Here is a 12622-nt window from a genome sequence, read left to right as displayed (position 1 = left end):
TCCACCGGAAAATTCCGTTGGATATTGTTATGCAGGATGGAGGGGGAGTGCAATTTGACTAGCGATCAACATCAGTCACGCGAGACCGAGCTAACATTGGAGCAGGCGAAAGAGCAGATTATTGAACAAAGCCGATCAACCTCTTCGCTAACCCTGAAAGAAATGAGTGATAAACTGGCCCCGTTCGATCTTGATCCTGAACAGATCAACGAGTTTCTCGAACAGCTGTCTGCTATGGGAATTGAAGTGCATGAGGAAGAACGGGAGGAAGAAATGGAGCCTGATGAAGAGTATTCTTCCGCAGAGCAGGATGATAATCTTCCTAACCCTGCAGATTTGAGCTTTACTCTCGGGAAGAACACTAACGATTCCGTTCGCATGTATTTGAAGGAAATTGGCCGGGTCGGGCTTCTTTCCGCAGATGAAGAGATTGAGCTGGCTCAGAGAATTGTGGAAGGGGATGCCGCGGCGAAGAAAAGACTTGCTGAGGCAAACCTGCGTCTTGTAGTCAGCATTGCCAGACGCTATGCCGGTCGCGGGATGCTGCTGCTGGATTTGATCCAGGAAGGGAATATGGGCCTTATTAAGGCTGTCGAGAAATTTGATTACACCAAAGGCTTTAAGTTCAGCACTTATGCAACCTGGTGGATCAGACAGGCGATAACGCGCTCAATTGCCGACCAGGCCAGAACCATTAGAATTCCTGTTCACATGGTGGAAACCATGAACAAATTCACCCGGGTCTCCAGGCAGCTTCTCCAGGAGATGGGGCGGGAGCCAACTCCCGAAGAGATAGCCAAGGAAATGGAGCTAAGTCTTGACAAAGTCAGAGAGATAATGAAGATCTCGCAGGAGCCGGTTTCTCTGGAGACGCCTGTGGGCGAGGAGAGCGAATCGAAGCTCGGTGATTTCATAGAGGACCATGATGTTATGGCGCCATCGGACTCTGCTGCATATACGTTACTGAAGGAGCAGCTGGAGGATGTGCTAGATACGCTGACTGATCGCGAGGAGAATGTACTCCGTCTGCGATTTGGCCTTGAGGATGGAAACCCGCGGACTCTGGAGGAAGTAGGCAAGGTGTTTGGCGTAACTCGGGAGAGGATCCGCCAGATTGAAGCCAAAGCGCTGAGAAAGCTAAGACATCCCAGCAGAAGCAGAAGGTTGAAAGATTTTTTGGAATAATTGCTGGAGCACCATCAATACGCACTCATATATTTGAAGCTCAATTAAATGATACCTCCTCCGGTATATAGCGCCGGAGGAGTTTTTTTGTATCTAAATAAGTTAAAAAGAAAGGCCGCCATCCCGGTCATCAAGAGGCTGCCTTTATCGTCTTTGAACGGAATTTTCGCTGAACCTGCAACAAGCGGACGGCAAAACCGAGAGCTGCACAGGTCAAGCCAAGCGTAATGCCGACCCAGAAGCCGTAAGGGCCTAACCGGGTGTTAACGGCTAGCCAGAAGCCGCTTGGAATGCCGATCGCCCAATAAGAGATTAAAGCGATAATAAACGGAATGGTAGTGTCTTTATAGCCCCTAAGCACACCCTGCAGGGCTGCTTGGGAAGCATCGGACAGCTGATAGATCATGGCAAATATAAGAAAACTCTTAATCAGCGTGACGACAGCCGGATCATCCGTGTAAATCCAGGCAACAGGTTCACGTACGAAGTATAGGGCAACAGCGCAAATAGTCATGATCGCTAAAGCTCCGCCGACGCCTAACCGGGTGTAGTGAAGAGCGGCAGTCCTTCTGCCGCTTCCAAGCTCATAAGCTACGAAAATCGTTAGCGCCATCGAAATGCTCAGTGGAACCATGAAAAGCAAATTGGTGAACGTGGAAGCTGCCTGATGTGCAGCAATGGTTGTCGTGTCAAACAGTTTGCCCATCAGAAGGGTTACTGCAGAGAAAATACTTGCTTCGAAGAAAATAGACAGGCCCATAGGCACACCAATGGCCAACTGCTTCTTCCAGGCTTTCCAGGAGGGGGTGATCCAAGTCGTAAACAGCCGGTAGGGACGAATAGCATCCAGCTTGAACGTCATCCATATGGAGAAGAATAATATAACCCAATACGTAAAACCGGTTGTATAGCCGGCCCCTATTCCGCCTAACCGGGGGAATCCGAGCTTACCGAAAATGAGCAAGTAATTTAACAACATGTTAAACGGGATTGCCATCAACAGGATAACCATGGTGATTTTGGTCAAGCCTTGCGCATCAAAGAAATATCTCAGCACATTGGCCATAAACAACGGCACAATGCCTATACTAAGACCGATTAAATAATGCTTGGCAATATAATGGACCTCGGGCGCCAGTCCCATAATCTGCAGGATGTTTTCCAGTGTCTGCGAACCTATTCCGATAATGATTAGCGATATTACAACGGCTAGATAGAGAGCTTGCGTAACGCTAAAGGTGATCCGGCTGCGATCACCTTTACCATACAATTGAGCAACGATCGGGGTAACAGCAAGCATGATGCCGTTCAATCCTATAGAAATTGGCATCCACAAGCTGGAACCTATAGCCACGCCGGCAAGATCGTCGGTTCCGGCGCGTCCGGACATCATCGTGTCCACTAAATTCATCGCCATATAGCCTACCTGCACGACCAAGATCGGCCATAATACATGTAAAAACAGGATTAGCTTTTGTTTCCAGTTTTCCGCATGATACATGATGCTGCTTCACTCACTTTTTTATTATACCGGCATAGTATAGCTACTGCTTATACATAGGTGTAAATTGGATGATCGTCCCAGTATAGGCTATATCGCTCATTCTGTAAAGACGTAGATTTCTCTCATTATTAAAAGGAAAAAAGAGCAGCGTCATCCGCTGCTCTTCATAATTAGCCGATAGAAACTGAAAAATTAACGTTTGCTGAATACTTCCGTTAGCACCGGAACTATTTGCGATTTGCGGGAGACGACCCCTTTTAATACAGCAGAATGGTTTTCCAGTTTCACATTGTACGCTTCTTCGACAGCGTCAGCGCCCGCGCCGATGGCCAGTGCAACGGAATCGCTGTTCAAGATGTCAGTTACAACAAACAGGAATAGATTCAGACCTTTGGACTCTACGATTTCGTTAAGAGCAGCGGTGAGTTCGGACTGACGACTAAGAACATCTTGAGGATCGACCGCATTGACCTGAGCAATCTCCACCTTCGCTGAGCCCATCTGGAATTCTTTAGCATCAAGAGTAAGCAGGTCGGAAATCGATTTATCACTTAAATCAGCGCCGGCTTTCAGCATCGCTAGGCCGTAAGTTTCGGCGTCCACGCCTGCGATAGCAGCTAATTCCTTGGCGGCGGCTGCATCTTGGTCCGTACAAGTCGGAGATTTAAACAATAAAGAATCGGAAATAATAGCGGACAGCATTAAGCCGGCAATGGGCGGGCTGATTTCGATTTGATTTTCCTTATACAGCTTATTAAGAATAGTAGCGGTACAGCCAACTGGTTCTGCGCGGTAATAAAGCGGGCTTGCTGTTTCAAAGTTGGCGATTCTATGGTGGTCAATGACTTCTGTAACCTGCACCTGATCAATATCCGCTGCGCTTTGCTGGCGTTCATTATGATCTACGAGTATAACCGTTTTCGTTTCATTAGCCACAGTAGATACGAGGCGAGGAGCTTCAGCTTGGAAATGATCCAGGGCGTATTGGGTTTCTCCATTGACCTCGCCCAGGCGGACCGCTTCGACCGCTTGGCCTAATTTTGTTTTTAGGTCAGCATAAGCAATGGCGGAACAAATCGAGTCGGTATCGGGATTTTTATGCCCGAAAATGAGCGTTTTCTCCATAATCGAACTCCTTCTATAGGTATTTAGCCGACTAAATTATACCTAAAATACGCTGCACTTACAATATACGGGCCATTAAAATTTATTAAACCTATAAGTATAGTTTGTTTAAGGATGACGCTTCGCCGCTACTTTCTTTCTATATGCTTATTTGCATTTCTATAAATTTAGATATACGATAGCTTTTATGGATACTTTAATGATTTTGAAGGCATTGTCCAATGAAACCCGTTATACGATTATGGAACTGCTTAAAGATGTGGAGACCAACTTTCCTGCTGCGCCGGAAATGCACAAGGAGCTGATTGAGCGAGATTTTCGCGGAGGAGTGTGTGTGGGCAGCATCCAGGAAAAAGTGGGCTTGGCTCAATCAGTCGTTTCCGGTTATTTAAACACCCTGCAAAGAGCAGGTCTTTTGGAATCAAAGCGAATAGGACAATGGACGTATTATCGAAGAAATGAAAAGCAGATACAGGCGTTTACGTCAATGCTGAAGCATACTCTATAGTTTGCGTGAGCTTATACAGTCTCACGAAATCACTAACTTAACAGGAAAGGATGTCAGCTATGAGCGAAACTAAGCAGCCTTCAAAAACGTTATCACAAATTCCGCTTTCGATTCTGGATCTGGCGCCGGTATTGGCCGGGCAGACACCTGCGGATTCCTTCAGAAACAGTCTGGAGCTAGCCCGAAAGGCTGAGCAGTGGGGCTACCACCGCTACTGGCTTGCTGAGCATCACAATATGGTCGGCATTGCCAGCTCTGCAACTTCTGTCCTGATCGGCTACATAGCAGGCGGCACATCGACCATACGGGTAGGCTCGGGAGGCGTTATGCTGCCGAATCATGCGCCATTGGTCATTGCTGAGCAATTTGGCACTCTCGAATCGCTGTATCCGGGAAGAATTGATCTCGGCCTAGGCCGGGCCCCGGGAAGCGATTCTTGGACTACGCTTGCCTTGAGACGGGACCCCCGTTCAGCCGCTCATGATTTTCCGGATCAGGTAGAGGAGCTTGTCAATTATTTTCAGCCCAAAAGTGAACATCCTAGAGTCCGGGCTGTTCCCGGGGAAGGCCTCTCCATCCCGATATGGCTCCTTGGCTCCAGTACCTTTAGCGCCCAGCTGGCCGCCGTCCGCGGGCTGCCTTTTTCGTTTGCCAGCCATTTTGCCCCAGACAGCCTGTTTGCCGCCTTGGATGTATATCGCCAGAACTTTCAACCCTCCGAGGATTGCAGGGCGCCTTATGTAATGCTGGGGATTAATGTGATTTGTGCGGACACCAATGAAGAAGCTGAATTTCTGGCGAGCAGTATTTACCAAACCTTTCTCAACCTCGCGCGTGGCCTGTTCAAGCCTCTGCAGCCTCCGGTCGCTAATATGGACGAGCTGTGGTCACCGATAGAGAAGGCCTCCATTTTACAGAAGATGACCTATACACTGGTGGGAGACCCTGCTGCTATTCGCCAAAAGCTGGATAAGCTGCTGGACGAAACCGGTGCTGATGAGCTGATGGTAACGGCGAATATTTATTCTCACGAAGCAAGGCTGAAATCGTTTGAGCTGCTGTCGCAAGTTCACCGCGGGAAAAAGTAACGGGAAAATGGACTGAAACAGGTAAAGGGGAGTGGATAAATATGAATCCGGTAATCGATACACTGAGTCAGCACCGCTCAATCCGGCGCTTTACGGGACAGGCGGTAAGCGAGGAGCAGGTAGAGACCATTGTACGCGCTGCGATGGCCCAGGCAAATTGGATTAACGGTCAGCAGGTAACGGTGGTGGAGGTGCTTGATGCCCAGGATAAAGCGGAGGTAGCTGCTGCTGCAGGCGACCAGAAGCATGTAAAGGAAGCACCGGTCCTGCTCATATTTTGTATGGATTTTCGCCGGGCCAAGCTTGCTGCGGACAAACAAGGAGTAGAGCTGGGCGTAGTGGAGGATATTGAAGCGGTTCTGATTGGCAGTACGGATGTCGGTCTGGCTATGGGCAATGCCATCACGGCGGCCGAATCGATGGGGCTTGGCATTGTGCCGATAGGCGGCATCAGACGAGATCCGGGACGGGTAATCTCGCTATTGGAGCTGCCCGAATTTGTGTTTCCTATAGCCGGTCTTGTGATCGGCTACCCTGATGAGGATCCTGGCTTGAAGCCCAGGCTCCCGTTGCAGGCCGTATATCATAAGGGCAGGTACAATCCTTCCTACGAGAATCTTCTGGAAGAATATGACGCGCAAATCGCAGAATATACTAGAACCCGGTCGAACGGTGCTGCTTCGAGCCGCTGGACTGAACGCACAGCTATGTTTTACAGTGAAGGATATCTTCCTTATGCACAGAAGGTGACTCCCGCCTTGAAGGGACAAGGGTTTGCACTTGGGGCCAAGCGGGCGGAGCCATGATTGCCCGCTTGACTCAGGCGGCTGTTCGAACCAGAAAACAAGCTAATTTCGGAAAGATTTTCTGCTCCTTTTGCAAAAAGAGGCAGGTTAAGGGAATCTTAAGAATTCAGATTAGGTTTTAATAAGAATTCATTTTTATACTTGATAGAGGATTTAAAGTTATGATCGTATCGAAGGACAAGCTCGCAGGATACCGGGCTTGGTATTATTCTCCTTCTTATTGGACCAGCAGCCTGAGAGATATCATTAGTTACGGACAGGAGTAGAAGCAGCGGAATGAATTTGCTAGAACTTATAGAACGCTTATTTTCACAATATGGCTACTGGGTACTACTCATTGGGCTTCCTCTGGATGCGATCGCTCTGCCGATCCCTCCGGGAAATACTACCTTGACGTACACCGGTTATCTTATTTACAGCGGGCACATGAACGGCTGGCTTGCTGTGCCTGCTGCACTCATTGGAGCGGCAGCAGGGATTACCGCTACCTACTGGATTGGCTTCAGACTGGGCTCGCCGCTAGTAGGTAAATACGGACACTGGATTGGTTTGACACCGGCTAAGCTAGAAAAAACAAAAAGCTATTACGAGAAATATGGAAACTGGATTCTGCTGATCAGCTTCTTTCTGCCAGGCATCCGCCAATTTATAGGCTACGTTCTCGGGATTATAAAAGTACCGTATCGCACCTTTGCTTTGTATGGCTACTGTGGGGCTTTGCTATGGGTCTCACTCTTCATGGGAGTCGGGTACGGCTTTGGCGAGCAGTGGCAAGCTGCTTTTTCCTGGGCGGAAAAATATATGTGGGTGCTGCTCGTGGGAGTAAGTTTGCTCCTGGGAGTGGTAATCTTGCGCAAATGGCGAGGCAAGCAGGGAAAAAGCACAAAATTTCGACAAGAAACTGTGCAAAAAAAACAAAATCTTATAACAAAACATGCTAAAATAAGAACTGTGAAAAGGATTAATAAACCTTGAACGGGTAGTTATGCCAAGCACACAAGGGGACATATAGTTAGAGTAGTGGAAGATACTAGAAATTGCTCGATCCGGTCAACACATTTGCGGATGCCCGCTCTTTCTAATCGTACCAGGGGTTGCACATGGGGAGGTGGAACTTAGAATGGAGAGAAAGACGAATCAGGTATTCATTATTTTATCTGATACCGGAACATGGTTTACACGTATTGTTAGGCTTTACACGAAGGCCCCCTACAATCACGCATCGATTGCATTAGATCCGGATCTTAAAGAAGTTTACAGCTTTGGCAGGAAACGTACCGAAAATCCTTTGCTTGGCGGCTTTATTAAGGAGGATTTGCAGGGTCCGCTGTTTCGCTCAGCCACCTGTGCAGTTTATCGCTGCGAAGTGAGTGAAAAACAGTACTCCCAACTGAAATCGATCATCTCCAGGTTCAGCAGGGAATCCCATCTATACAAATTTAATATAATCGGCCTGTTCGGTGTGATGCTGAATAAGCAGATTCAACGGAAAAGGGCGTTCTTTTGCTCCCAGTTCATTGCTTGGCTGTTCGAGCAAGTAGGCTATAAGCTGCTGGATAAAAACTCAGCTCTCACCACACCGGCCGATTTGGGAGAGGCCGAGGCATTGGAGCTTATGTTCAACGGCAAGGTTCGTTCCCTGTGGTCTGCCTATGAAGAAGAGCAAGCTTCAGACGACAAACAAGACTTCAAGACAAGAATGATTCATCCGCAAGAGGTGTCAGAAGGCTTGTGTGAAGATGAACTCCCGTTAGCTATCGAAGCTTCCCCTATGCTGGCTGCGGGTTCATGTGGAAGAACCCACTGTTCTTGAGTCTTAAGACAAAATGAAAAGATGATTCCGGTAGTGCGTGATGCGCCGCAGCGGAATCATCTTTTTTTAACCAATGAATAGCGGATTGAAACAGGTGCACGGCATGGCGGGAGTTAATTAAACCAGCCCTTTTCTTTCACATAAGAAATAGCTTCGATACGATTGCCCACTCCCAGCTTGTCAAGGATGACGGAAATATAGTTACGGACGGTTCCTGTTGTTAAGAACAGCTGATCAGCAATTTCCTTTGTTGTTCTTCCCGCGGCTATCAGCTCCAATATTTCTTTTTCCCGTTCGGATAAAGGGTTTTCTACACCATAGGCCTCGTCTATCAACTCGGGAGCATAGATTCGTTTGCCTTTCATAACTGAGCGAATAGAGTTGGCCAATTCCTCACTCGGACTGTCCTTGAGCATATAGCCGCTCACACCCGCCTTTAGTGCCCTTTCAAAGTAGCCGGGCCGGGCAAAAGTGGTGAGCATAATAATTTTACACGGATGATCCTTAAGCCGTTCAGCCACGTCAAGCCCGCTGAGCAGCGGCATTTCGATGTCCATAATGCAAATATCCGGCTGCAGCTGCTTAACCAGCGTCAAGGCTTCTTCTCCATTACCAGCCATGCCGACAACGGTCATATCGTCCTCCAGATCAAGCAAAGAGCCAAGGGCGCCTAACAGCATGCGCTGGTCTTCAGCCAACAGGATTCTAATCAACGTGAAATCATCCTTTCGCACTGTCCGTCTGCAACAACGGAACTTGAATCGTTAACGTGGTTCCTTTGCGGGAGTCAATGTCTAAGCTTCCGTTCACAAATTCCAGCCGTTCCTTCATGCCCTGCAGTCCGTGCCCTTCATAAAAGGCCGATTGTGCATGGAAACCATTGCCGTTATCGGAAACTTTCATGACCAGCTGCGAGCTTGTTTCCGTGATCTGCATCGTACAGGCTGTTGCATTACTGTGCTTAATAATATTGTTAACGGCTTCCTTCAAGCACATGCTTAACACGTTCTCTACCAGAAGGGAGGTATGGGCAAGCACAGGGCTGCCCTCCAGATGAAACTCAATCTGGGCGGCATGCAAAATTTGCTTGACCCGTCTCAGTTCGTCCTTTAAACGGGTCCCCCTCATTTGCGAAACCATTTCCCGTACTTCCTTCAGAGCTGTTCTTGCCGTTTGCTGGATTTCTTTAATTTCGGAGCGGGCCCGTTCCGGAGCTGTATAAATCAGCTTTCCCGCGAGGTCGCTCTTTAGGCCGATTAGGGAAAGCTTCTGACCCAGAGTGTCATGCAAATCCCGAGCAATCCGCTGGCGCTCCTCCAGCTTAACCATATCGGCTATTTTCAGATTCGCGTCATGCAGCTGATCCTCCAATTGCTCCTGCTTGTTGCGGTTATAGCTGCTTAACGGCAGCAGGATAGCACCGATCAGGCAGATCAGAATAAACGGCGTTTGCGTAAGAAAAAAACGGTTCTGGGAGACGAATCCGATATTAACGGCTGTTACGACACTGACGAGATGGATCGTGTATAAGGTGAAAAACCCGGCTTTGTTCTGAACATTGCCAATGAAGAAGGCAAGGAAAAAAGAAAAGTAAATGTATCCGTATAGGATGGACATTGTAATCGAGATAATAATTTGCACACTGGTCCCCACATAGACAGGCCAGCCTTTAGAGACGAATGTCAGCCGGTAGCAAAAGAAAAAGAGCGAAATCAGAACGATGCCAATGACGATCTTGTACAGATCGGAAGAACGAAAAATAAAATAAAAAGGAAGAATACCGAATACGAGCCATACATAGGGGCTTAATCCGGTACTCTTCGGAAAAACCTGATACCATTTACGCATGGGAACCCCCTACATGAATTAAGCTGTCCGCTGTTATTGTAACACAAGCGAAAGCCTGTTACCGCTTGAAGCCGGGATGTCCGCTAATCAGGTAAGTTTATTTATTTTCGGTCATACGGGGATGGGCGGTTGGCATTGGAGGCAGCTTAGGCAGCCGCTTAACCAGCAGCGGTTTGATATCTCTGAAGCTGACAAACCGCATTTGCGTCTCATCCCACAGCCTGAAGCGGAGGGCTTTCAAGCTGGTTGTCAATGAAATCGTTGTTGCCTTTTGCAGCGGCACAGTTTCGTTGTGTACCTTTTCGAGCAAATAATTAGGCACTCTTGGACTCAGATGATGCACATGATGAAAGCCGATATTACCTGTCAGCCACTGCAGAACTTTAGGAAGCTGGTAATATGAGCTTCCTTCAACCGCTGCTTTTACGTAGTCCCACTCATCCTCGTGCTCGAAGTAGGTGTCTTCGAATTGATGCTGTACATAGAATAGCCAGATGCCCAGCAAGCCGGAAAACCAAATAATCGGCAGCTGGATGAGAAGGAAGCTTTGCCAGCCAACAGCCCAAATGAGCAGGGAATAAAGTACAGCGATCCCCAGATTGGTAAGATACGTATTCATCCTCTCAGCCCGTTTAGCTCCCCGGCGATTGAACCGATATTGCAGCATAAACGTATAGATCGGTCCCAATCCAAACATGATTAGCGGATTGCGGTACAAACGATAGCTAATTTTCTTCCATAACGGTGCGGCAACATACTCCTCAACGGTAAGAATCCATATATCACCAACGCCTCTTTTATCCAGGTTGCTGCTGGAGGCGTGATGGACCGAGTGGCTGTATCTCCACTGTTTGTACGGAACAAGCGTCAGTATGCCGGTAAAAGTGCCGAGCCAATCGTTGGCTTTGCGGCTTTTGAAAAACGATTGATGACAGCAGTCATGAAAAATGATGAACGTCCGGACTAAAAATGCAGCTGCCAGCATAAGGAGCGGCACAGTTAACCAGTAGGAAATGGATAAGCTCTGGTAGGACAGAAACCATAGGATGAAAAGAGGAAGCAGAGTATTTAGAATTTGCCGGGTGCTCGAGCGGGAATCAGGCCGTTCATAGGGGACGACTGACTTTTTCAATTGGGCCATTTTGGATTGGGTCATGGGGCTCCTCCTCAAGTTGTTTGTTTCATTTGGCTAAGATGCAATCGTTCCTGTCTTAGCCCCTTGTCATTATTGTAAAGGAGCGGGGGAGGGTTAGGTAGTCACAACTGTCAAAGGGAGAGGATGACAAGTGTCATATTGTTGCTGGACTATATGTTAATGAAAGGAAATGAAACAGAGAGCCTGCCGGCAAATAACAGCGGGGCTCTCTGTCTACGGCAATGGCGTTACTGAAAAGCGGCCAGGAGCTTGACCTTATTGGCGCATCATTTTGCGAATAAAGAACTAGGGATGCGCCATTTGTCTAGCGCGTATTTCCTCAAGTGCCTCTTCGCTCATGCGGGCTGGCGTCCATTTCGGCTCCCAAACGAGTTTCACCTCTACTTCACTTATTCCTTCTACCTTCTGGGCAGCTTCTTCGACATTAGCTGTAATTTCGTCAGCGAGCGGACATTCGGGTATCGTCAGGGTCATTTCGATTTTGGCGCGATCATCCTGGATCTCGATGTCATATACCAGCCCCAAATCCACGATGTTTATGCCAATTTCCGGGTCGATCACTTCTTCGAGTGCGAGCCAGATCTTGTCCTCGTTCATTACACACACCTCCGGGTCATGATTGTAGGAACAGTCATTGCTGCGCTGTTCATGAATGCGATCATCCGCAAGAGAAAGGCCTTGAGGATACCGCATAAAGCTAGTATTGCCTTTATCAAGACTTTCATTTATAATACAACTAAATAAGTTACAGTTGATGACTTCAAAACATCGCTGTAATTTATTTTTCGTTTTTACTGTGCATAATTAAGCTCAGTTAAGCGGTTAGAAACAACAAAAAGAGAGGAAGTTATCGGATGGGAACTGTATTGTTTATTAAAGCGAATGACCGGCCGGCGGATCAAGCGGTCAGCGTTCGCATGTATGAGCGGTTTTTACAAGCCTATCGTACAGAAAATGAGGGAGACGAGATCATCGAGCTGGATTTGTATGGAGAAGAGCTCCCTTATTATGGTCATGACGCCATTAGCGGCCAGTTTAAACTAAGACAAGGGATTGAGCCGTCAGCGAAAGAGAAACAGGCTGCGGATATTGCGGAACGTTATTTGAATCAGTTCCTTGCTGCTGATAAGGTGGTATTTGCTTTTCCGTTATGGAATTTTACCGTTCCGGCGCCATTGGTCACCTATATTACTTATTTGATGCAGGCGGGAAAAACTTTTAAATATACTCCGGAGGGTCCGGTTGGCCTCGTAGGGGACAAAGCTGTCGCGCTCTTGTGCGCGCGTGGCGGAATCTACTCTGATGAAGGAATGAAATCTTTGGAAATGGCCCTGTCGCTTGTCAAAAACTCCGTTGCATTCTGGGGAATTACTAATCCTCATGAGGTCGTTATTGAAGGCCATAATCAAAATCCGGAAATGGCCGGGCAGATTATAGAAAACGGATTGCGTGAAGTAGAGCAATTGGCCAAGCGTTTTTAAGTTTAGCATTTTGCCATAAATCCGGGCAGGAGAACTCAGCGGGATATAGATCAAGCCCAACTCGTTTGAACCTATATCTCGCTGCTGCTACGAAACCGTTCGAGTGTA

Annotated in this window: 13 protein-coding genes; 7 read left to right on the top strand and 6 right to left on the bottom strand. The window is 47.7% G+C overall.

Features of this window, described 5'->3' with window-relative positions; genetic code table 11:
• The first annotated feature begins 54 nt into the window (after positions 1–54).
• The gene (rpoD, locus tag PSHG_RS12620; protein ID WP_010273295.1) at positions 55–1185 is read left to right on the top strand and encodes an RNA polymerase sigma factor RpoD; all 1131 of its coding nucleotides are present in this window, start codon (positions 55–57) and stop codon (positions 1183–1185) included.
• A gap of 130 nt (positions 1186–1315) precedes the next feature.
• On the opposite strand, the gene PSHG_RS12615 is transcribed toward rpoD, so the two are convergent.
• Together PSHG_RS12615 and PSHG_RS12610 are read right to left on the bottom strand one after the other, a co-directional pair.
• A complete protein-coding gene (locus tag PSHG_RS12615; protein WP_010273293.1) occupies positions 1316–2686 on the bottom strand; it encodes an MATE family efflux transporter in 1371 nt (456 codons plus the stop codon).
• Between the two features lie 195 nt (positions 2687–2881).
• Positions 2882–3814 carry a manganese-dependent inorganic pyrophosphatase gene (locus PSHG_RS12610; protein ID WP_010273290.1) on the bottom strand — a complete coding sequence of 311 codons (933 nt, stop codon included), beginning with the start codon at positions 3812–3814 and terminating at the stop codon, positions 2882–2884.
• 187 nt (positions 3815–4001) lie between these two features.
• On the opposite strand from PSHG_RS12610, the gene PSHG_RS12605 reads away from it, so the two are divergent.
• The 5 genes from PSHG_RS12605 to PSHG_RS27510 all read left to right on the top strand — a co-directional run bounded on the left by PSHG_RS12605 (position 4002) and on the right by PSHG_RS27510 (position 8029).
• A complete protein-coding gene (locus tag PSHG_RS12605) occupies positions 4002–4322 on the top strand; it encodes an ArsR/SmtB family transcription factor (RefSeq protein WP_026021349.1) in 321 nt (106 codons plus the stop codon).
• 59 nt (positions 4323–4381) lie between these two features.
• On the top strand, positions 4382–5410 hold the full coding sequence (locus PSHG_RS12600; RefSeq protein ID WP_010273287.1) for an LLM class flavin-dependent oxidoreductase: 1029 nt from the start codon (positions 4382–4384) through the stop codon (positions 5408–5410).
• A gap of 41 nt (positions 5411–5451) precedes the next feature.
• Entirely contained in the window at positions 5452–6216 is a 765-nt protein-coding gene (locus PSHG_RS12595) for an NADPH-dependent oxidoreductase (RefSeq protein WP_010273286.1), read from the top strand.
• A gap of 276 nt (positions 6217–6492) precedes the next feature.
• Positions 6493–7191 (top strand): DedA family protein, encoded by a 699-nt coding sequence (locus PSHG_RS12585; protein ID WP_010273284.1) that lies wholly within the window; start codon positions 6493–6495, stop codon positions 7189–7191.
• Positions 7192–7336: 145 nt separating this feature from the next.
• Positions 7337–8029 carry a hypothetical protein gene (locus PSHG_RS27510; protein ID WP_010273282.1) on the top strand — a complete coding sequence of 231 codons (693 nt, stop codon included), beginning with the start codon at positions 7337–7339 and terminating at the stop codon, positions 8027–8029.
• Between the two features lie 113 nt (positions 8030–8142).
• Here PSHG_RS27510 and PSHG_RS12575 read toward each other — a convergent pair whose 3' ends face one another.
• The 4 genes from PSHG_RS12575 to PSHG_RS12560 all read right to left on the bottom strand — a co-directional run bounded on the left by PSHG_RS12575 (position 8143) and on the right by PSHG_RS12560 (position 11630).
• Complete coding sequence (locus PSHG_RS12575; protein WP_010273279.1) at positions 8143–8742, bottom strand: response regulator transcription factor; 600 nt, start codon at positions 8740–8742, stop codon at positions 8143–8145.
• Positions 8743–8749: 7 nt separating this feature from the next.
• Positions 8750–9877, bottom strand: coding sequence for a sensor histidine kinase (locus PSHG_RS12570; protein ID WP_010273276.1), 1128 nt, complete (start codon positions 9875–9877; stop codon positions 8750–8752).
• A gap of 97 nt (positions 9878–9974) precedes the next feature.
• On the bottom strand, positions 9975–11033 hold the full coding sequence (locus PSHG_RS12565) for a fatty acid desaturase (RefSeq protein ID WP_010273274.1): 1059 nt from the start codon (positions 11031–11033) through the stop codon (positions 9975–9977).
• Between the two features lie 285 nt (positions 11034–11318).
• A complete protein-coding gene (locus PSHG_RS12560; RefSeq protein WP_010273272.1) occupies positions 11319–11630 on the bottom strand; it encodes a metal-sulfur cluster assembly factor in 312 nt (103 codons plus the stop codon).
• Positions 11631–11887: 257 nt separating this feature from the next.
• Here PSHG_RS12560 and PSHG_RS12555 point away from each other — a divergent pair, with 257 nt between their 5' ends.
• Complete coding sequence (locus PSHG_RS12555) at positions 11888–12514, top strand: FMN-dependent NADH-azoreductase (protein WP_010273270.1); 627 nt, start codon at positions 11888–11890, stop codon at positions 12512–12514.
• The last annotated feature ends 108 nt before the right edge of the window (positions 12515–12622 follow it).

Source organism: Paenibacillus senegalensis JC66, from assembly GCF_000285515.1.
Classification (GTDB): domain Bacteria; phylum Bacillota; class Bacilli; order Paenibacillales; family NBRC-103111; genus Paenibacillus_L; species Paenibacillus_L senegalensis.
This window is presented reverse-complemented; position numbering and strand designations above follow the sequence as displayed.